This is a genomic window from Njordella aestuarii, from assembly GCF_056494165.1.
The window spans coordinates 3,792,563-3,818,194 of record NZ_CM151397.1; the positions used below are offsets into that span (position 1 = coordinate 3,792,563).

Genomic DNA, 25,632 nt, shown 5'->3' on the forward strand with positions numbered 1-25,632 from the left:
TCTGGTGCACTGCGCGATTTTTTCACCGAGCTACACATGCTCGCACCGCGCTTGCTGCAAAAACGCATGTCGAGCAACATCGACCTTGCTCATCCCTGGCAGCTAGTTTTTGATCGATGAACAACCGGCACAATCAGTACGGCACAAACGCCACTTGGCAAGAGCGTTTCCGTAAAATCACTTCCCAAATTAGAAGCAGTCTTACAGGGCCGGTTGATTTTAATTCAATCGATGCACTGGTGATCGAACCCAGGGTCTTGTACAGCGCAAGTCCCTTTCCGATTGATGACGCATTTCTTGAAAGTATTGACGTCAACATTGATCAAGCTGAACAGGGAATTCAGTGGGCTCTCGAAGAAGCGATATTCGACGCACCGCCAATTGCCTCGCCAGCAGCCGATGAACTTGGAACGGAAACAGGCTCTACTGCCAATATCTCGTCTCAAGAATGGCAACGTGTCGAACTGGTATTCGTAGATGCCAACCTCGCTGACTTCGATACGTTACTTGCCGACCTGCAAAATCAAAATGAAGTTGGCACTTGGTTGCAGGTTGCATATATAGATTCCAGCGAAGATGGTCTGGGGCAGATCGCCGACTATTTGGCCCAGTTCGGCCAACCGATCGATGCGATACACATCATCACCCACGGTTTCGATGGAGTGATCCAGCTAGGTAACTCCTGGTTGACCTATGATAATGTAACAGATCATTCTGAAAGCCTGAGTCGGATCGGAATGGCGCTCAGCGACAATGGTGACATTCTGATCTACGGCTGCGATGTAGCCAGCACGTCTACTGGACGCGGACTGGTTGACTCGATCGCAATGCTAACGGGTGCTGACGTCGCAGCTAGTGATAACGTAACAGGTCATTCAAGCTTCGATGGCGACTGGGAGTTGGAATACAGTCAGGGCGAAATTTCCTCGGGACTTGTCATCAATGCATATTCCCAGATTAACTGGTCCCACACGCTGAATCTTGTAGTCGCTGGTGGTGAAACACTGGTTCATACCTCAACCGCAGAGAACCAATTTACGTCGGCGAATGGCGGCAGCGCAGTAGATATGGATGGAAGCGGTCGCTATGTCGTTGCTTGGGAAGACTATCGCAGTGGGAACGCAGATACTTATGCCGCGGTGTTCAATGCGGATGGCACCGTTCTTACATCAGAGTTTCGTGTACACGCTGTGAACTCAAGTGCACAAACGTCAGCGAATGTCGCGATGGCAGATAACGGCAACTTTGTCGTGACATGGACGGACAATCGTTCGGGCACGAATGAAGTCTATATGCGACTGTTCGATGTCAACGGGACTGCGATCACTGGCGAAACAGTTGTTAGCACGCTCGCAGGCGCTCAGACGAACCATTCGGCTGACTTTGGCGCGGACAACTCGTTTGTGATCGTGTTTCAAGACACCAGTAATGTCTACTTCCAACGCTACAACAGCAGTGGAGTTGCGCAGGGTGCCAATACCATCGCGAACAACGTAACGACTGGTGTACAAAACCGTCCAGATGTGGCTATACGGAGTGATGGAATCTTCATCGTTACCTGGACCGATGCGAACGATGGTAATGGAACGGGTATCTACGCTCGCGCCTTCTCATCGACCGGTGTCGCTGTCAACAATCAATCGCTTATCAATTCGACAATCACCGGGAATCAAGACTACTCCTCCATCGGAATCGACGACAGCAACAACATTGTCATTTCCTTTACAAGTAGCGATGGAAATCAAGATGGTATCTTTGCTCGACGAATCAACGCCTCAGGTGTAGCTCAGGGTAATGACTTCCAAGTTAACACGTACACTCAAGGAATTCAGACTGCATCCAAGGTAGCTGTCGACGGTGACGGAGACTTTGTCATCACCTGGCACGACACTTCCGGTCAAGATGGAACGGGCACCGGTGCCTACGCACAACAGTTCAATAGTTCAGGAATTGCCGTAGGCGGAGAAATTCGGGTTGCCCAGACGACCTCCAACAACCAACAGAATCCTTCGGTGGCACTCAATGGTAGTCTGGCCGTCATCGTTTGGAGCGGCAACGGCAGCCAGTCTGGACAATCCGATGCGAGCGGAGTGTTTGCGAGGCAATTCAATCTGACGGGAGTCGGTCCGCAAACCTATACCGTCACCAACACACTGGATGACGGCGGCGTGGGCAGCCTCCGTTGGGCGATCACGCAGGCCAATTTGAATGTTGGGACGGACACGATCGACTTTGCAATCGGTACGGGGAATCAGATCATTACGATTTCCAGCACTGATCTTCCGGGAATTACGGATACGGTCATCATTGACGCAACCACTCAATCCGGCTTCGCGGGCGAACCACTGATTTCGCTGGTTGACGGTGACACGCGAATGAACGGGCTGACGCTGAATGCAGGCAGTGACGGCAGTACGCTTCGGGGCTTCAATATTCAGGGATTCGATACGGCCGGAATCCACATTGAGTCGTCCGGCAACCTGATCGTGGGTAACTGGATCGGCACGAATGCGGCCGGCACTGCGGCGGCCGCCAACTACGACGGAATCAACATATGGTCGGGTGATAACAACATCATCGGCGGAACAACAGCGGCTGATCGTAATGTCATTTCGGGCAATTCCAACAACGGCATCAACGGGGCCGGCGGGGCAAATAATACCCAGATCATCGGCAACTATCTGGGGACCGACAAAACCGGAATGAACCTGGTCGCCAACTTGCTCCACAGTATCTGGTATGGCGACTCGACCGGCGTGTACGTGGGGGGAGATGACGCAGCCGAACGTAACATCGTGGCCAGCGATGGGTATGGGATCTCATTTTTCAACACTGATAACTCATTCATTCAGGGTAACTATATCGGGCTCGCGGTCGATGGCTCGACAGTTCTGGGCAACGACTGGGCAGGCATCATCATCACCGGTGGCAGCAGCGGGAATTTGATTGGTACCAATGCCGATGGCACCAACGACTCCGGCGAACGCAATGTGATCTCGGGAAATCTGAATGGGATCCTGATCGAGGGTGCCGGAAGCTCAAGCAACATGATCTACGGCAACTACATCGGCACCGATGTAACCGGACAGCTTGACCGTGGAAACACGAATGACGGTATACGCATTTACAATGGAGCAACGAATAATATCATCGGTGGTGCAGGCTCCGCCCGCCGAAACATTATCGCCGGCAATGATGGGGATGGAGTCGAAGTCAATGGAGAAGCCTCGGATGGTAACTTCATCCAGAACAACTACATCGGCCTAGGGAGCAACGGCACCAAAATTCTTGGCAACGGTAACTCCGGCATTTTGATTAGCGGCGGTGCAGACAATACGACGATCGGAGGCATTGGGCTTGGCAACGTCATCGTGGGGCACACTCACAGCGGCATTTCGGTGGATGGAGCTTCTTCGGGAACCCTCATCTACGGCAACTCCATCGGTACGGACTCGACCGCTACGCTCGTCGAAGGCAATCTGGAACGCGGTGTATTGTTCGCCAACGGCGCAACGAATAACACGCTCGGGGGAACGACAACGGGTCAAGGCAACACGATTATTGCAAACGGGATCGGTGGTCTGTACACGGCTGGTGTGGAGGTTGCCACCACGGCTGGCGCGGGCAATGCGATTGTCGGCAACTCGATCTACAGCAACGTAGGATTGGGAATTGATTTGGGAGCAAACGGTGTTACGGCCAATGACAATCTCGACCCCGACTCAGGCGGTAACCACCTGCAGAATTTCCCTACGATCACCTCAACGACGGTCGATGTTGCAGGAACAACGGTCACCGTCAGCGGCTCGATCAATACGTTGGCCAGTCTGACGGGTGTCGTCATTCACTTCTACGCTACGCCATCGACGGAAAACTACAGCCGTCGTGACGCAAAAAAATACCTCGGCAGTACCACCGTCAACACCGACACCAGCGGCAACGCAACCTTCACCAATGTTGCATTGACTGGCTATTCAGGCACCGTGGCGGCAGGCGAAGTCGTCACTGCCACGGCAACCTACAACAACAATACGTCCGAGCTGTCACAAGCCGTCGTCGCGACATCCACCGTCGGCAACTCGGCACCAGTGGAACTCACGACGAATTCTAGCACCCAAGGCGGATTGCAGCTCAACAATGACGGCGGGAATGACGCGTACCTGATTGCGGATGACGGCTCGGCAATCTTGGGTGGACGCGACACGCTGACTTTTGAAACTCAGTTTTCGACAACGCGCAACACTGGCAACACCACACTCGTCTCTTACGCGACGACCAGTCAATCCAACGAGGTGCTGATGATCATCGGCAGTGCCGGCGACCTCCGTGTCAACGTGGGTGCCAGCGGCAGCTCGGTAGCCATTCCCTCGAGCACGTTCGATTTCAGGACCTTACGCGACGGTAGCACGCACACGATCGGTTTCACTTGGGATGGCCGAACCGGCAACAACGGAGCCTGGGAGATGTTTCTCGACGGTGTCTCCATGGGCAGCGGTACAGGCTTGGCCGCCAACACAACCATCCAGAGCGGCGGGACGCTGATCTTTGGTCAGGAGCAAGATTCCGTCGAGGGTGCTTTTCAATCGAGCCAGTCATTCCAAGGCACCATTTTCAACTCGCGATTGTTCTCTGACATTCGATCAGCGAGTGAAATAGCGGCTTCCTACCGCAGCGAGTTGCCGCACAACGAAGACGGCCTGATCGCCCAATGGAATTTCGACAATCTATCCACTAGAGGCGTGATCACCGAGACCGTTTCGGGAAATAACCTGACGGTAAAGCACACCAACCAAAGCGGATTCACGGCTAGCGAACCGTCGTTAATTTTGACACTCGACGAAAACGCTCTGGACGGAACCGTTGTCGGCAAAGTTGATGGATTGGACATCGACCGCGAAGCACGCATCACACAATTGCTGGCTGCAGATTCGAGTTTAAGATACAGCGCCGAGACGGGGAAGTTCTACAAGCTCATTGACAGTTCAGTAACCTTCGCAACGGCGACTGTGAATTCTGGATCAACACTCATCAATGGCGTTGGCGGGCAGTTGATGACGATTCGCAATGCAACCGAGCAAGCGATCGCCCGCTCACTGAGTCAAGGTGCGACATCGGATCCATGGATCGGTGCCAGCGATGCAGGCACGGAAGGTGACTGGCGCTGGCTAGATGGTGGTACAGAAACAGAGCAATTTTGGCAGGGCAATGGCAGCGGTTTTTCAGTTGGCAGTGCTTACAGCAACTGGGCTGCTGGACGACCAGACGCCTTCACCGCAGATGAAGATGCTGCAGTAATTCGCCGCTCGGACGGTAAATGGGACGACTCTGGAATTTCTAGCGTTCGCGGGTTTATTGTCCAGTGGGAAGCTGACGCCGTTCTCGATGCCACTAACGCATTGACTTATTCGATCCAGTCGCAAACGGTCGCCGGTGCATTCACCATCAACGCCGACACAGGTGAAATCACCGTGGCCGATGGTTCGCTGCTGGACTACGAAACGAATGCGTCGCACTCGGTGACGGTTCGCGTCAGTGATGGCACGGCGACTTACGATGAAGCGTTTACGATTTCGCTGACGGACCTCACCGAATCAAACAACGCGCCGACCAATCTATCCAGCGGCATCGAGTTGAACACCGACGGTGGTAATGATGCGTACTTGCAATCAACGGCAGAGCTGATTGGTAATCTTGATGCTGTCACGGTCGAAACGATGTTTGCGATTGATGCTTCCACGGGGACCAGTCATACGCTCATCGACTTTTACAACACTGCGGGAGTCGCTGACGAACTCACCGTTATCGTCCATAACACCGGAGAGATCGAAATCGCTGTAGGCGATGTAAGTCGGCAATCGAGCGAGCTTTATCCATCCCTGCTTGATGGCAATGCTCATCATGTCGCGTTGAGTTGGGATTCGGACGGAGGGAACTGGGCCATTTACATTGACGGTGAACTTGCGGAGACTGGAACGGGATTAAGAACTGGAACGAGTTTCGCAACTGGCGCAACGCTTTCCATCGGACAGTCTTTTGACGATGCGGGGGACACTGATTCGAGCCTTACGTTCGCTGGAACCATCTACGATGTTCGCATCTGGAACGAGGTCCGCAGCGAAGCCGAAATCGCTCTGAACTATCAAAACAAGTTCGACAGCGGTAGTTTGCCCAGCGGCCTGGTTGCCAACTGGCAAATGGATGGCTTCAACGGATCGAGCCAAGTCGTCGATGTCGTCAGCGGCAACAACCTGAGCATTGGTCACGCCACCGGAGTTGGCTTCACCGCCAGCACGCCGGTCGAAGACCTGCACATCAGCGAGAACGCGACCGATGGAACCAGGGTTGGCTACGTCGTGCCGAGCGATCCGGATGTTAGCAACGATGTCGTCAGCGATGGGCTGTTTCTGGAGGCGGCTGATCCCGGTAGCTTCCTGCTGATGTCCGATGGCGCTACTCTTGGAAATTGGACTGTTCACGGCAACGATGTTTACCACATCGGAACCTACTTTGAGTCAACGCCTTTTGGCGGACGCTCAGTATCGCTCACGGATAGTGGCGGCTCAATTTCTCAAACCATCTCGACGGTCGCTGGACGCAGTTACCAAGTCGTGTTTGTTGCTGCAGGAGAATTCTCTGGCGGCGATGCGGTTCAGGACTTACGCGTTTCTGCCGCCGGCCAATCGCTCGACGTGTCGCTAACTGCGCGCAACGATTGGTCACTCAGCAATATGGGTTGGGAAACTCGAAGCCTGACGTTTACGGCCGATGGTAGCTCAACCAGCCTTCGCTTCGCGACGCTGGACACAGGTGCAACAGGCTATGGGCCATCGGTCGGCGACATTCGGGTGATCGAAATTCCCGCTGCCGTCACGACGATTCTGAACAACGATCCGACCCTGTCGTATGACGCGGCAACTGGTAAGTTCTACAAAGCGGTCAACAGTGGCGTGACTTTCAGCACTGCGGTCGGCAATGCAACTTCTGCGCTGTTGAACGGATTCGGTGGGCAACTTGTTACGATCAACTCGGACTACGAAAACGAACTCGTACGCGGATTAGTACAGGGGTTCTCGGACAATGTCTGGATCGGTGCGACTGACGCAACTACGGAAAGCTCATGGCATTGGCTTGATGGTTCAAATGAATCGCAACTGTTCTGGACAGGCACAAGCGGCGGTACACTTGCAGCTGGCGCCTATGCAAACTGGAACGGAATTGAGCCAAACAATTCTGGCGGAAATGAAGACGCAGCGGAACTCACGCTCAGTACCGGCTTGTGGAACGATGCGAATGCAACCGGAACAAACACGTACGTCATTGAATGGGACGCCAGCGAAGTTCTTTCCAGCTTCACGTTCAGCTTAACTGACACTGCCGGCGGACGCTTTGCGATCGACAGCAGCACTGGCGAGATCACCGTCGCCGATGGATTGTTGCTGGACTGTGAAACTCGGCCAACCGAAACGATTGGCGTGCAAGTCACCGATGCGGCAGGGAATAGCTACGTCGAGTCGCTGACTATTGCGATCAATGATGGCAGCGATGTCTATCACGACCTCAGCGATGGCAGCGATGATGGCTCCATCACGGGCAGCTTTGGTGGCGACACGATCTACGGCGGAAACGCGGATGGAAACGCCAGTGGTGGAGCGGTCGTCAACGATGCGATCCATGCCGGTGCTGGCAACGACGTGATCTACGCTGGCGATGGCAACGATGTGGTTAGCGCTGACGATGTGACGGTGGCGAACATGGCAGCCGCTGATCCATCGCTCGTTTACAACGCACAGACTGGCAAGTTTTACAAACTTGTAACCGGCGCGGTGGGCTGGGATGCGGCTAAGGCGGCGGCTGATGGAAGTACCGTTCTCGGTGTTGAAGGCCGCTTGGTTCAAATCACTTCGGCGGCGGAAAACGCTTTTGTGCAATCCTTGGCTGGAGGAAACAACGTTTGGATTGGAGCGAACGATCATGGACATCAAGAGGCCTTTGTGTGGACGGATGGAACGTCGGTCACTTACGAGAATTTTGCAAGCGGACAGCCTGCAGGCGGCATTTATCAGGATGGTGTGATTCTCAAGACGGATGGAACTTGGGATGACCAAAGCACGGCGACCAACTTTGCGTACATCATCGAGTTCGTGCCGACGAATATGAATGACCAGATCACCGGAGGTGCAGGCGATGACACGATCGAAGGCGGCATCGGTCGCGACACGGCTTTCTACACCGGCAATGCTTCACAGTACACGATAACGGACAACGGCAACGGCAGTTGGACGGTTACTGACAATACGCCAGGCCGTGATGGTACTGACACGCTGACGGGTGTCGAGCAACTGCATTTTGCTGATTCAACTTATGACACGACGCTGGGTGCATTCAACGCCGCGCCGACGGACATTTCGCTTGAGACACCAGGCAATGAACTGGTCGCTCAACCGATCGAGAATCTGCAAACTTATACGGGATACACAGACACCTATCCGCAAGTCGTCGCGCTCAGTGGCGGCGGCTACGTTTTGATATCGACCTCCTACGATGTTGATTCGGGCTGGGATGCGTCCATTCAACGCTACGACGACAACGGCGTCGCAGTCGGCGAGCCCACGCCGCTGGCCTTGGACGTCCTGGGCTATAGCGACTATGCGATGGACGTAACGCAGTTGAGCAACGGAAACTTCGTCGTTACCTGGCACAACAACTACGACGGCGATACTTTCGGGGTGAACGCCAAGCTCTTTGATGCCAACTTCAATGGAATTGGCACTACATTCCAGGTCAACACGACGCTCCAATTCTATCAACTCGATGCAGACGTGGCGTCGACCGGGGATGGAGGTTTCGCCGTCACTTGGCGAAGTCAGATCGACGAGAACAGCAATGGGCTGGCCGACAACTACCACATTTACGCGCAGAAATTTGACGCGTCCGGTAATAAGGTCGGCAGCGAGATGGCCGTCAGCACGATGAACCTGGATCAAACGGAGCCGGCGGTTGCTGGATTCGGCGACGGATCGTTTATGGTGACTTGGCGCGACTCGATGAATGCTGTTGACGGTTCCAGCTATACTGTGCTGGGGCGATTCTTTACTGCAGGCGGGGTTGCTCAGGGGACGCCGTTTGTCGTGAACACATCGACCGCTAACGCGCAGCTCAACCCTGAAATGCTGCAGCTCGACGCCGACAGTGTGCTGGTAACCTACCGGAGTCCTGACAGTAGCAGCTACGGCATCTACGGCAAAATCTACAACGTCAATGGAACCGTCGAAAAAGCGGAGTTCCAGCTCAACACAACCGCGACCGGCGATCAAACGGCTCAACAACTGACACTGCTCAGCGACGGCGGCTTCGTGGTCGTCTACGCTTCGGCCGATCAAGGCGCGACCTACCGCATGCTGGCCAGCCGGTTTGATGCGTCCGGAAACGCAGTAGGATCAGAGTTCGCTGTCGGCAGCTACAGCGCGTCGTATCAACAACGCTTGCCATCGGTTGATCAACTGGCCAGCGGCGATCTGGTGTTCGCTTGGGAGAAAACCAGCAATTACACACAAGCGACCGAGACGAACGATAAGGTTTTCCGCCAACATTTTGACCTCAGTGGAGTCGCTCAAACGGCTTTGCTCGAAACGGAAGTCTACGGCCAAATCACGGACATGTACGCCGATACGACAGCCCTTGCCAATGGTGGGCACGTGGTCGTTTGGCATAACAACGGATTTGAAACGGGCGGAGGAAACTCGACTGGTGTTCTGGTACAAGTTTTTGATGCGGCTGGAATTGCCGTTGGTAGTCCTTTCGCATTGAACATCGGTTCGACAGCGTCGCAATACTACGCATCAGTTGCAGCGCTCCCCAACGGTGGTTTCGTTGCTAGTTGGACAGATAATAGTATCGACGGAAGCAGCCATGGAATTGTCGTGGCCCGCTACGATAACAGCGGTGTGCTAGTCGGCAGTGAGACGGTGGTCAACACTTACACCGATAACGTCCAGCAAATACCGACAGTAGCCGTAAACGCTGACGGTAGTTTTGTAGTCTCGTGGATGAGTCGCTATCAAAATAGCATCAGCAACGGTTACGAAACAGTACTGCAGATGTTCAATTCCAGTGGCGTGAAAGTAGGTAGTGAACAAGTCGTCAATCAAAACTTCTCAGGCGAGCAGTACTACTCGGATGTGACCTACACGAACGATGGTCGAGTCTTTGTGGTCTGGAGCGACCAATCGGGCGACGCGTCGGGATGGGGCGTTAAAGGCCGGTTCTACAACGCGGACGGCACTCCGGCGGGCAATGAGTTTCTTGTCAATCAATACACCAGCAGCACACAATACCTGCCGGACGTCACCACGCTCAGCAACGGCAAACTAGCCGTTACCTGGCAGAGCAGCGGACAAGACGGTTCGTTGTTTGGCATCTACGGACGCATCCTCAACGCTGATGGAAGTTTCGCGACCGGCGATCTGCAACTGAGCCAATCGACCGCCGGCAATCAAAGTTTCGTCGATATCGCGTCCCTCAGCACCGGCGGTTTCGCAGTGACTTGGCTATCCAGCGGCGAAGGCCAAAGCTCTGCTGTTTGGGGACGAACGTTCGACCAAAATGGAATCGCCACCGACGACGAGTTCAAGGTGAGTGACATCGCGCAAGGTTGGGGACGCCAACCGGCAATCACAGAACGAGCCGACGGTGCGTTGATTTTCACCTGGACTGCATTCGATCAAAATATCGGCAGTGTTGTTCAACAGCGAATTTACACGCCGGGTTTGGTGAGTTCAACACAAGTCGGTGCTGACCTCGGCGCATTGATCGCGACGGACACCGAAGTCAACGACACGCACACGTTCTCGATCGTCGCTGCCGACAATAACGACTTTGACATTGTCGATGGCCACCTAGTTGTGAAAGCCGGTGCTGCATTCGATCCCTACACAGACCCTGATCGTCACGTAACGATCCGCGTTACCGATTCCGTTGGCAATACGTTCGATAAAGAGTTCGTGATCAACCCAAGTCCGACAAACTATGCGCCGACGGATCTGACGCTCAGCAATTCCACAGTTGCCGAGGCCTCCGCTAATGGAACCGTTGTCGGAACGCTCGCCGTTGCCGATCCGAATCCAGGCGACTCGTTTATTTTCGAATTGCTGGACGACGCTGGCGGAAGGTTTGCCATCAACCCAACCACTGGGCAAGTCACCGTGGCCGATGGCACGCTGCTTGACTACGAAGCGGCCACCTCGCACACGATCGACGTGAAAGTCACAGACGCAGGCGGTCTTGTTTACACCGAGCAGATGACGATCAACTTGACGGATGCACCTGAGCCGATCAGCAACCGAGTCCCCCCCGCGCAAGTCACCGACGAAGACACAGCGATCATATTCAGCACTTCCAACGGCAACCGCATCTCGATTAACGATGATGCCGGGACTAGCGAGAGAATCACAGTATCAGTCCTGCATGGAATGTTGACTCTTTCACAAACAACGGGCCTGACGTTCAATGCTGGAGCCAACGGCACTGCATCGATGACGATCTCAGGCACGGTTGAAGACATCAACGCAGCACTGAACGGACTGAACTACACACCGACGGTCAATTACAACGGCGGCGACACGCTGACTTTGAATAGTTCGAACGCTGCCTTGACGGAAAGCGATACTGATAACATCGCGATCACTATCAACTCCGTCAACGATGCGCCGGCATTGGATAACAGCGGCTTTATGTCGCTGACGACGATTAGTGAGGACGATACAAATAACAGTGGAAACACCATTGCCCAGATCATCGCGAGTGATGGCGGCGACCGAATCACCGATATCGATGCCGGAGCACTCGAAGGGATTGCGATCACTTCGGTCTCCGGTGCAAATGGTGTCTGGCAGTACAATACCGGCTCAGGCTGGACCGATGTGGGAGTGGTCGACACAAGTAATGCATTACTCCTTCGCGACACCGACAGCTTGCGATTCGTTCCCAACGGTCAAAATAGCGACACCGGCACCGTGCTGTTTCATGCCTGGGACCAAACCAGTGGCGGTGCCGGAAACAAAGTCGATGCAACAACCACAGGCGGATCGACCGCATTCAGCAATCAAATCGAAGCGGCCATCATCAGCGTGACGGCAGTCAACGACGAGCAAGTCTTGTCGACAAACACGGGTGCGACCTTCGACGAGAATTCGACCAGCAACACGATTTCAACCGGGATGCTGGAGACAACAGATGTCGACAACACAACATCGCAGTTGACTTACACGATCACAAGTTACTCAACGACAGGCAGTTTGTATCGAAACGGTGTGCTGCTGAGCAACGGCGGTACGTTCACCCAGGCCGATATCGATTCGAATTTGGTTACCTACAGCCACAATGGCGCAGAAGTCTTCAGCGACAGTTTTTCCTTCAGCGTCGATGACGGTGTTGGAACGGCATCGACTGGCACGTTCAACATCACGCTATACCCGGTCAATGACCAAGCGGTTGCAATTACCAGCAACGGCGGTGGGGCAAGTGCCGGTATCACTCTGAACGAAACGCTTTCACTTGTCACTCAAGTGACGGTCAATGACGGTGACTTGCCGGGCGATACGTTCACTTACTCAATCATCGGCGGACTCGATCAAAGCGAATTCACGATCGACAGCAGCGGCAACTTGAGCTTTGTTACCGCACCAGATTTCGAGAATCCGACCGATAGCGATTCGAACAATGTCTACATCGTCACCGTTCAAGTCAGCGACGGCGTCCACTTCGACAATCAAATCATCACCGTGACGATTGCTGATGTGCAAAACTCAGTCCTTACCGTCACGACGACTTCCGATGTTGACGATACAGGCTTGGGCGCGAGTTACAACATCGAGCAATTGTATGCTGTTGGCGGCGGTGCGGACGGACACATATCGCTTCGAGAAGCTATCATCGCGGCCAACAACACGCTCGGCGCGAATACCATTAGTTTCGCAATCCTCAACACCGACGCTGGTTACACCGGAGTGGCAGGAGTCGATGCCTACTGGCAAATTTCGCTCACCGCCGCCTTACCCACGATAACCGAATCGGTCGTACTCGACGGTCTCACACAGACCGCTTTCAGCGGCAACGTCAATCCAGGAACCTTGGGCTCAGACAGCAGCGTCGGTAGTGGCGCTCAAAACATCTTTGCCATCGACCGCCCCGAGATCGCGATTGTGGGTGCGAGCGGTTTTGCGGGTATCGTCGTGGGAGCCGACGACGTAACGATTCAAGGTTTGTCGATGTATGGATTCTCGAGTTCGGCCGCAATCCTATTAAACAACGGCGTTCAGAATACCTCGATTCAGTCCAACGTCCTGGGTACAGGTCCAACGTCGATTTCAGACCCAGGTGCTGCGCTCAACAATTTCCAAAACGTGCAGTCGCTTGGCGCAGACAATGGATGGTTGACCAACAACATCCTAGCCTATTCGCGGGCGACAGGTTTCTACGCAAGCAACGCGTCGGATGGCTGGTATGTCCTGTCAAACCATTTCATCAACAGCGGCTACAACTACAGCAATGGTGATGCCATTGCCATGAATGCTTCCGTCGGTGGCCTGATCGATGGCAACATCATCACAGGCAGCTCGACTCAAGCCATCATTCTCTCGGGATCAACCAGTGGAGTGACGATTTCCAACAATACGATTACCGGAAATGCCGTTGGTCCGATCACGGGTTCGCATTCACAGTACGACGCAATCGCGCTGCGCAGCGGCACTAACAACATCACAATCAGCCAAAACATCATCGCCGACAACTACGGTGCTGGCATCACAGTCAACAATGGTGCTTATGGAGTCGAGATCAGCCAAAACTCGTTCTACGGCAATGGCACGGTTTTGTCGCGACAAGGCGCGGCCGCCAGCGGCATTGTTGGCATCGACCTGCAAACCACTGGCGACAACCTTAGTTTCGGCACCGCGCCGTACTATTCCGCGAACGACGCTGGCGACGCAGACACCGGCGGCAATTCGCTACAGAATTTTCCAGTGTTCAGTTCAGCCAGCAGCGATGGAACGCGATTGAATGTCACCGGCAGCTTCAACAGCATTGCCAGTCGGACTTACCGCATCGAGTTCTACTTGTCGGACGTGTACGCCAACGGTCACGGCCAAGGCGAAACGTACTTGGGGTCAGTCAATGTCACGACCGACGGCTCGGGAAACACCACGTTCAGCGAGAGCCTCATCGCATCCATTCCGACGGGCATGCAAGTCACGGCAACCGCGACTGACTTGACCACGCTAGAAACTTCTGAATTCTCGCAACAGTTTGCGATCAACGATGCGCCAGTTGAATCATCGATCGAAGGCACGCCGCTGGCATACACGGAGAATCAGACTGCCACGGCGATTACATCCACGCTTACGCTCGCTGACGAAGACGACACGCATATCGATTCTGCGATGATTGCGATCACTGGCAACTACGCTATCGGACAAGACGTGCTTGCGTTCGCCAACACCGCGAACATCACAGGCGTATGGGACTCCGGTAGCGGCACGTTGACTCTGACGGGAAGTGATACAGTTGCAAACTATCAAGCGGCTATTCGCAGCATCACTTACGCAAACACCAGCGATTCACCATCGACCGCAATGCGTACCGTGAGCTTCACTATCAGCGACGGTCAAGAAGACTCTAACACAATGACTCGCGACATCACCGTGACGGCGGTTAATGACGCACCAGTGGTCAACTTCAACTACAACACCTTTCTCACTGGAATAACCGAAGATCAAATCGACAATGCAGGACAAACGGTAGCCAGTGTTCTCGCTTCATCAGGTCAGGACATTGTCACCGATGTAGATTCAGGCGCTGTCGAAGGCATCGCGATCATCTCCACCAGTGCCGTGCATGGAACTTGGCAGTACTCGCTCGACGGAGGCACGAACTGGCTGGATGTTGGCAGTGTTACTAACAGCACCGCGTTGCTTCTAAGGGCAACGGATTGGGTGCGATTCAATCCCGATGCACAGCAAGGCGGATCGTCCAATTTTGGCTTCCGCGCCTGGGACCAGTCTTCTGGTGACAATGCTGGCGACCGAGTGAACATCACCGCGACCGGTGGGTCCACCGCATTCAGCAGTTTCACGGAATCCGCTCTCATCACAGTTTCGAATGTCAACGACGCGCCCACGATATCTGACGCTGGCATAGTGAGTTTGACCGGAACCGATGAAGACACCACATCGTCGCCGAACGCTGTGGCTGACATTCTGAGCAGCGCAAGTTGGAGTGATGTCGATGGTTCGCCGCTAAGTGGCATCGCGATTACTGGCTTGACTGGAAATGGCACGTGGGAATACTCCACTGGCGGTGCGTGGACGACGATCAATGGAGTGACCTCCAGCAACGCTCTGCTCTTGAGCTCAGCCTCGCAAGTTCGCTATATCCCCGATGGTGAAAATGGCGAGACGGCTCAGTTAACGTTCAAGGCATGGGATCAAACCTCGGGGACTGCGTCCACTTCGGGCACGCCACGTTTTGCGAATCCAGGTACCGGTGGTAGCACGACAGCCTATTCGACTATCGAAGCGACTGCGCAGATCGTCGTTACATCGATCAACGATGCGATCGTGGTCGGATCAGACACCGCCACGGCAACCGAAGCGGGCGGCGTCGCTAACGGAACTGCAGGTACGAGCCCGATTGGTAATGTGCTCGGCAACGACAGCGATGTTGACACCGGCGATACCATGACTGTCATCGGCGTCGCTGCTGGCGTCCAAACTTCAGCAACTGGCTCCGTCAACTCAATCGTCACCGGCAACTACGGCTCGATCACCATCGCTGCCGACGGCACTTACATCTATTCTGCCGACAACAACAACGCGGATGTTCAAGCGCTTCGTAGCAACAGCAACACGCTTACCGAAGTATTCACCTACACTGTGCAAGACAGCGGCGGCTTATCCAGCACGACACAGATCACGATCACGATCGAAGGTGCCAATGACGCTCCGACTCAAACCTCGATCGAAAGTTCGCCGATCGCTTACAGCGAGAATGACGCTCCAGTCGTGCTGACTTCCACCCTGGTTGTTGGCGATGTCGACGACGCGGACATCGTATCGGCGGTAGTACAGATCTCCGGAGGCTATGTTAGTTCCGAGGACTTGCTGAACTTCGTGGATCAGAATGGCATCGTCGGCTCATGGAACGCAGGCACTCTGACCCTCGCTGGTTCGGCATCCCAAGCCGAATACGAAGCGGCGATACGATCAATTACTTACACGAATAATAGCGAGGCTCCGAACACTGCAGCACGAACGGTTTCATTTACGATCAATGATGGTGAATTGAACAGCACAACGGTAACTCGCGAAATTCAGATTACCGCAATCAATGATGCACCGATCCTGGGTATGCCGGGAGCACAAGTGATCCCAGTCAATGGCACGCTGACGCTGAGCGGTGCTCAATCCATTCAAGTCTCTGATGTGGATGCCGGAAACAACATCGTCCAAGTCACGCTTGCCGTATCTAATGGTACTTCAACGCTTGCGACCACCGCAGGATTAACATTCTTGGTGGGCGATGGCGCGGCCGACAGCTACATGGAAATCACAGGCACCATCGATTCGATCAACGCAGCTCTGGATGGAATGACTTACACGCCGAACGTGGGCTTCAACGGAACGGCAGCGATCGCAGTTGAAGTCAACGATCTTGGCAATACGGGTACCGGCGGAAGCCTAACCGACTCAGATATTATCTACATTACAGTCGGCGGCGTTCAATTCCAACAAGGCGTCGATGGCTACACAGGCACGCAAGACACCTTTGTTCGGCAATACGCAGTCAACAGTTCGTTTGGCAACGACACTGAAGTCCAATTGAATAACTGGGGCGGTTTTGCGGAACAGGGACTGATTCGATTCGAGAACCTCTTCGGCACAGGTGCGGGACAGATTCTTGCGGGTTCAACGATTCTCGATGCTTCGCTGTCGGTGTATGTCTCACATCCGAACGACACCAGTTCTTCATCGGTGGTCAACCTCCACCGTATGCTGTCGAATTGGTCGGAATCTTCTACCTGGAATACGCTAACAGGCGGTGTTTCAGCCAACAACTCTGAAGCCGTCGCGGCCGCATCCGCAACGATCTCCGCAACTCAAGGCGGATGGGTGACGTTCACGAATCTTACTTCGGACGTTCAACTTTGGGCCGATGGGCAAGCAGCGCTAGGTTGGACACTTTTAACAAATCATTCAGATGCTTGGGACTTCTACTCGTCCGAGTACAGCAGCGTCGCACTTCGACCTTACCTTACGATCTCCTACGTCGGCCCGCAGCCGCCGGCAATTGACCTCGATGCCAACAATAGCTCGGGAGCACCCGGTACTGGATTCAGAAGTACGTGGACCGAAAATGGCGGTCCCGTATTAATCTCCGATACGGATGCCACGTTAACTGATACCGACAGCGGACAGTTGCAATCGATGACGGTCACGTTGACCAATCGTTTGGACGGTCCACTGGAAACTCTCGCGGCGAATACGTCCGGGACCTCCATCACCGCCAGCTACGACAGTGGCACCGGCGTCCTAACGCTCACGGGCAGCGACTCGGTTTCGAATTACCAGCAAGTGCTGCGGTCGATCACGTACGATAACGCGAGCGAGTCGCCTGACGCGGCCAACCGAATCATCACCGTTGAGGCGTCGGACGCCTTTGCCAGCAGCAACGTCGCAACGGCTACGATAAACATAACGGCTGTGAACGATGCACCTGTGCTCGATAACACCGGTGACATGACACTGGCAACTATTACCGAAGACGCCACCAACAACAGTGGTCAAACCGTCGCATCGATTCTTCTATCGGCGGGAGGCAATCGGATCACTGATGTAGATAGCGGCGCCTTTGAAGGGATCGCCATCAATTCGCTCGATTCCGGTAACGGCATCTGGGAATACTCGCTCAATAACGGAAACAATTGGCTGTCTGTCGGTGCGGTTACAGATAGCTCAGCGTTACTTTTGCGAAGTATTGACCTTATTCGCTTCGTACCCAATGCAGAGAACGCCACCACCGCCGACTTCACCTTTCGCGCTTGGGACCAAACCAACGGCACAGCCGGAGCCAAAGTCGATGCATCTACCAACGGTAACGCAACCGCATTCAGCACCGCGACCGAAGTTGCCTCCATTACGGTAACAGCCTTAAACGACAATCCGGCTGCTGTCCTTGACACCGCAATCGCAGTTGAAGCTAGCGGAACTGCAAATGCAACATTGGGCATTAATCCAACGGGCAACGTGCTCACGAACGACTCCGACGTCGACGCAGGCGACACGAAGACAGTTGTCGGGGTCAGCGTTGGTGTGCAGACGTCAGCCTCAGGCGCAGTCAACTCGAACATCTCCGGAAACTACGGTAGCATCACGATTAACGCCAGCGGTGCCTACATTTACGTCGTCGACAATAACAACGCTTCCGTTCAAGCTCTTCGCACGTCCAGCGATACACTGCAAGATATCTTCACCTACACGATGCAAGATAGCGGTGGTCTCACTAGCACGACGCAGATCACGATTACGATCCAAGGCGCTAATGACACTCCATACGACATGTCTGCTACCGGCCTGACGATTGCTGAAAATTTGGCAAACGGATCCACCGTTGGGACGATTTCAACCAGCGATGTCGATAGCGGCGAAACCTTTACCTATACGTTGGTCAACAATGCCTCCGGACGCTTCGCGATCGATAGCTCGACCGGAGAAATCATTGTCGCCGATAGCAGCCTGCTCGACTACGAGTCCTCGAACAATCACACGATCAGAGTACGAGTTACCGATGCTACGAACACGAGCTACGAGAAGGATTTCGTTGTCGATTTGACTGATTTGAACGAGTTCGCAGTCTCAACTCCGACAGACACAGATAATGCAGTCAATCAGATCGATGAGAACGTGGCCATCGGAACGACCGTCGGCGTTACCGCCAACGCGTTCGATATCGATGCTACGGACAATACAATTACATACAGCTTGACTAGCAATCCCGACGGACTTTTCCAAATTAATGCGGGCACTGGCGTCGTTACCACGGCCGGCGCTATCAACCGCGAAACGCACGGAGCAACACGCAATATTACGGTGCAGGCTCAATCGAGCGATGGATCGACGGCTACGCAGACCTTCAGTATTGCGATCAATGATGTCAACGAGTTCGACGTTTCGACGCTTACCGATGCAGATATTACTGCCAATGAAGTAGACGAGAACGTGGCCATTGGAACCAGCGTTGGTGTCACTGCAAACGCGTTTGATTTAGATGCTACCGTCAATACCATTACTTACACTTTGACCAGCAATCCAGATGGATTGTTCCAGATTAACTCCGCTACGGGTGTTGTAACAACGGCGGCCGCTATCAATCGCGAAGTTCACGGCGCGATGCGTTCCATAACGGTACAGGCTCAATCGAGCGATGGATCGACTGCTACGCAGACCTTCAATATTGCGATCAATGATGTCAACGAGTTCGACGTTTCGACGCCTACCGATGCAGATAATACTGCCAATGAAGTAGATGAAAACGTAGGCATTGGAACCAACGTTGGTGTCACTGCGAACGCGTTTGATTTGGACGCTACCGCCAATACCATTACTTACACTTTGACCAGCAATCCAGATGGATTGTTCCAGGTTAACTCTGCAACGGGTGTTGTCACGACGGCGGCTGCCATCAATCGCGAAGTTCACGGGGCGACACGTTCGATTACTGTACAAGCTCAGTCGAGCGACGGCACAACGGCTACTCAAACTTTCATCATTTCGATCAACGACGTAAACGAGTTTGACGTTGGAGCGGTCACAGACGCCAATGCTGCCAGCAACACAATTGCAGAAGACGCCGCAACTGGGATTTCGGTTGGCTTGACCGCTTTTGCTCAAGACGCTGATGCAACCAGCAACACAATCACGTACTCGCTTGATGATAACGCCGGCGGACTCTTTTCGATCAACGCTGCGACCGGAGTGGTTACCGTCGCCGGATCACTTGATTACGAAACAGCGAACTCGCATAACATTTCCGTTCGGGCGACAAGTGCCGATGGTTCGTACTCCACAGAAACCTTCACCATCGACGTCACTGACGTCAACGAATCAGCAATCTCGGCGATCTCCGACAATGACGTAAATGCAGATTTCGTACTTGAAAATAGTACTATCGGAACTGTGGTCGGCGTTACTGCCTTCGCCGTTGACGACGACGGTACCGATGTAGTTACCTACTCACTTGACAGCACTGCAGGCGGACGTTTTGCCATCGATGCAACAAGCGGTGTCGTTACTGTCGCTGGAGCGATTGATCGCGAAGCGGCAGGAAGCTACGACATCATGGTTCGAGCGGCCTCAACAGACGGAACATTTACGACTCGTCTCGTTACCATCGCTGTCGGTGACGTGGATGAATTTAACGTCGGCCTCCTCACTGACGCCAATGGAACTACGAATGCCGTTGTCGAGAATTCCGCAATAGGCACATCCGTAGGAATCGTCGCCTTCGCCAGCGACAACGATGCTACCACCAACACCATTATCTACACCCTGACCAACGACGATGGCGGACGCTTTACAATCGATGCCAACTCCGGCGCGGTCACTGTCGCGGGCGCGATCGACCGCGAGGCTGATGGTGCAACTCGGAATATCACTGTCCGCGCTACCAGTGCCGACGGCTCATTCACTGACCAGAGTTTTACAATCGACATCGTTGATGATAACGAGTTCGATGTAACAACGCCCACTGATACCATTAACGCTTTCAACGAAGTCGACGAGAACGTTACGATCGGAACGACCGTTGGTATAACCGCTAACGCGTTTGATCTGGATGCAACCACGAATGCTATCGCCTACAGCTTAACCAACAATCCTGATGGACTTTTCCAAATCGACTCCATCACTGGCGTGGTAACGACTGCTGCAGCGATTAACCGCGAAGCTCACGGGGCGTCGCGAAGCATAACTGTACAAGCACAATCAAGCGACGGATCGACCGCAACGCAAACGTTTACAATCACAATCAACGACGTAAATGAGTTCGCCGTCACTACGCCAACAGATTCCAATGCTACAGCAAACGAAGTCGGCGAAAATGCGGTAAATGGAACGCTCGTCGGTCTCACCGCGTGGGCGTTTGACTCAGATGCCACAACAGACGCAGTAACCTATTCGCTTGATGACAATGCAGGAGGACGATTCGCCATCGATAGCTCCACCGGCGTCGTCTCCGTCGCCGATGGAAGTCTGCTTGACTACGAATCGTTGACTTCTCACAACATTGTCGTCCGCGCTACGAGCGCCGATAGCTCGTCAAGCACTGCGACGTTTACAATCAATCTAACGGACGCAAACGAAGCGACCGTTGGAGCAATTTCAGATAGCGACACGGCGGCCAACTTCGTTCTTGAGAACTCAGCGTTAGGAACATCGGTTGGAATCACAGCAGGCGCGGTCGACCCAGATGGCACCGATATCGTCACTTACACTCTGGACGACGATGCTGGAGGTCGGTTCGCTATCGATGTGACTACCGGCGTAGTGACCGTTGCGGGCGCAATTGATCGTGAAGCGGTACCGTCATACGACATCGTCGTTCGCGCAACATCGAGCGACAACTCTTATTCGACACAGCTTTACACGATTCAAATAGGAGATGTAAATGAATTTGCCGTGTCTCCCGTAGTCGATCAAAATTCTGGTGCTAATAGTGTGCTCGAAAATGCCTCGATCGGTACAACCATTGGTATCACGGCAAATGCATTGGACAACGATGCAACGAACAACTCGGTCAGCTACTCTTTGATCGACGACGATAGTGGAAGGTTTGGAATCGATAGTTCTTCAGGCATCGTGACTGTTGCGGGTGCGTTGAATCGCGAGACGGATGGTCCAACTCGTACTATTACCATTCGTGCCACATCGATTGATGGCTCTATCTCCGATGAAAATTTTACGATTAACATCATAGACGTAAACGAGTTCAGCGTTACAGTCCCGCTTGATAACGATTCAGCGGCAAATGAGATCGATGAAAATGTTGCTATTGGAACCGCAGTTGGCATCACCGCCAATGCGTTCGACGCGGACGCAACCAATAGCAGTGTAACTTACAGCTTGGTGGACAATCCTGACGGCCTTTTCGCCATTGATGCAACTACAGGAACCGTTACGACCGCTGCAGCGGTTGACCGTGAGAACCATGGTGCAATTCGATCGATTACAGTGCAAGCAACATCTAGTGACGGCTCTTTTACTTCTCAGGTGTTCTACATTAACATCAACGATATTGACGAGTTTAATGTCGGACCGATTATCGACGCCGATATAACGACCAACATCATCAATGAGAACGCTGCAATCGGATCCTCCGTTGGTATCACCGCCAACGCAGCAGACCTGGACGCTACTAATAGCCAGATCACTTATTCACTGGACAATGATTCCAGCGGACGCTACGCCATTGACGCGACTACTGGCGTGGTAACCGTCGCTGGTTCGATCGACTATGAAGTTGCGACATCGCACACAATCGTCGCGCGAGCAACATCGCAGGATGGCTCGTTCAATACGCAGAGCTTTACAATTCAAGTTGCCGATGTCAATGAGTTTGCGATTTCATCGATCGCTGACACAAATCCTGCCGCTCAGATCGTTGCCGAAAACTCCATTGGAGCGACCGTAGGTATTACCGCCTATGCGTTTGACCAGGACGGAACGAACAATACAATCACTTACACTCTCGACGATAGTGCCAACGGGAAGTTTGCTATCGACTCCATCTCGGGTGTAGTCACTACAATCGGCGGCTTGGATTACGAAACCTCTGCGACAGAAACAATCGTTATTCGAGCCACTAGCTCCGACGGCAGTTCAGCCACAGCGAGTTATACTATCGTAGTCACGGACGTCAACGAGTTTGGCGTTTCAGCAATCAACGACGGTGACGCCGCGGCTGACTACGTTTTAGAGAACTCCGCGCTCGGCACAAGCGTCGGAATCACAGCTTTCGCAATTGACGCCGATGGCACAGACTCTGTTAGCTATTCATTAGACACCACGTTTGGTGGCGTGTTCGCCATCGACTCGGCGACCGGTGTAGTTACCGTCGCAGGCGCGATCGATCGTGAACTTGCGGCCAGCTACAATCTTATCGTTAGGGCGACTTCCACCGACGCTTCAACCATCACCCGCACTTTTACGGTGCTAATCGGCGATGTTAACGAATATGCTCTTACGACTGTAAACGACTTAGACTCTTCCCCAAGCTTTATCTTTGAAAACGCCGCGATCGGAACACAAGTCGGCATAACAGCGAATTCGGTCGACTACGATGCCACCAACAACACCGTTAGCTACACCTTGGTCGATAGCGATAGCGGACGATTCGCAATCGATGCCACAAGCGGCGTTGTGACAGCGGCCACGACAATTGACCGAGAGCTGATCGGTGCAAGTCGAAGCATTATCGTGCGAGCTACTTCCAGTGATGGAAGTTGGATTGAACAATCGTTTGTTATAAATATTGGCGATGTCGATGAAAATGATGCATCACCGGTCGTTGATCTTGATTCGGCGATCAATCAAGTCTACGAGAACGCCGCGATTGGTACAGCGGTAGGCATTACCGCGTCTTCATACGATGCGGATGCAACCAACAACGTGATAACTTATTCGCTCATTGACAGCGACGCTGGACGTTTCGCGATCGACGCCGTCACGGGTATTGTTAGGGTAGCGGGCGCGATCGATCGAGAAGCCCTGGGGCTTAGCCGGTACATTGTCGTTCGCGCCGATTCGCAGGATGGATCATTCATGGTCCAAACATTTGCGGTCACGATTCTGGACGTAAATGAATTCGGAATTTCCGGAATCCAGGATGTAGATGCGGGCAATAATTCGGTCCAGGAAAACTCTGTGACCAATTCGGTGGTCGGATTAACCGCGTCCGCCTTCGACAACGACGCCACCAACAATCTGATCGCTTATGCACTGACTGATGATGCAGGAGGGCGATTCAAAATCGATGCAAACAGCGGCGTAGTGCGAGTCAACAACGGCACTTTGTTAGACTTCGAAACATCCGCAGGCCATCAAATCACTGTACTGGCAACATCGCAAGACGGTTCAACTTCGCTTCGAGACTTCAATATTCAAGTTTCAGACGTAAACGAGGCGCCGCTTGCCAAGGGCGAATCATACTCGACCTCTTACATTGATGTTTTAAACGTCGGTAGCTCCGGAGTTCTAGCCAACGACTCCGACCCCGATGGAAACCCGCTGAACGTTGTGCTTGTCAGCGGACCTACACAAGGCACGCTTGTCTTATCAAGCAACGGAAGTTTCAGCTACACGCCGAAGACTGGCTTTGTCGGCTCCGTATCCTTCGCGTACATTGTTACAGACGGTGTGCTCGTGTCAGCTCCGACGCAGGCTGTGATCAATCTAACCCTTCCAAGCAACGTTACAGTTGAAACCAGCCCGGCCGGCAATTTGAACAGTTCAAATTCTACTTCACCAGAGTCTGGTGCCACAAAAGCGCCTTCGCAGCCAAAGCCAGATGCTGCGGCGCCAAGCGCTAGCACCGGCGTTGTTCCACTGGATTCTCCCACGGAATCTTCCACCAAGCAGAACGAAGGTAGTCAAAGTCGCGATTCTGGTGCAGGACAAGAAAAAGCGCTGATTGCCGCCGGGATCGAAATATCGTCGGAAGACACGACCCAGTCTAACGACTCCGTAAATGCGATTAAGATCGGAGGTTCAAACTTTGTACGTACACGATCGCAATCGGGACTAGGTAGTTATTCACATGTCGATCTGAACCCTTTTGAGCTTCAAAACGGAAGTTCGTCTCAGCGGGAGTTGGAACGAGTTGACAATGGCTTTTTGACGGTGAACCGAAATGATGACAATGGTTTGATCGAGCAAACGACCAGCGTCGACCGCATTGTGATTAAGACAGTCATTAGTACTGGTGTCGTGATTTGGATTGTGCAAAGTGCACAAGTCGTTGCCACCGTTATGTCGACAGCTCCGGTTTGGATGCAGCTGGATCCGTTAGTTGTTATCGCAGAAAACAAGCGTGGAATTTTGCGTGATGAAGAGGAAGACAAGTCGATGAAGATTTTTGACGTCGACCAAAAGCATGGTAAAGGCTAGCGTCTTTTCCCAACGCTACCGGCTTCTGGGCGAAGCCAGCTACGATGCGCTTGTAGTTTTCTTCCGTAGCTGCGTTCGCCAAGAACGCGGTCGAACCTGGGTGGGCTTTACATTACGCCACCGGCTTCTGGCGAAGCCAGCTACGATGCCCTTGTAGTTTTCTTCCGTAGCTGCGTTCGCCAAGAACGCGGTCGAACCTGGGTGAGCTCTCCATTACGCCACCGGCTTCTGGCGAAGCCAGCTACGATGCGCTTGTAATTTTCTGCCGTAGCTGCGTTCGCCAAGAACGCGGTCGAACCTGGGTGGGCTTTACATTACGCCACCGGCTTCTGGCGAAGCCAGCTACGATGCGCTTGTAATTTTCTTCCGTAGCTGCGTTCGCCAAGAACGCGGTCGAACCTGGGTGAGCTTTCCATTACGC

The 25,632-nt window shown here is 53.5% G+C and carries 1 protein-coding gene; it reads left to right on the forward strand.

Features of this window, described 5'->3' with window-relative positions; translation table 11 throughout:
* Window positions 1–116 precede the first annotated feature (116 nt).
* Window positions 117–25,211, forward strand: a complete 25,095-nt coding sequence (locus tag SH451x_RS15210; protein WP_479357839.1) for a cadherin domain-containing protein — start codon at window positions 117–119, stop codon at window positions 25,209–25,211.
* Window positions 25,212–25,632: the final 421 nt, after the last annotated feature.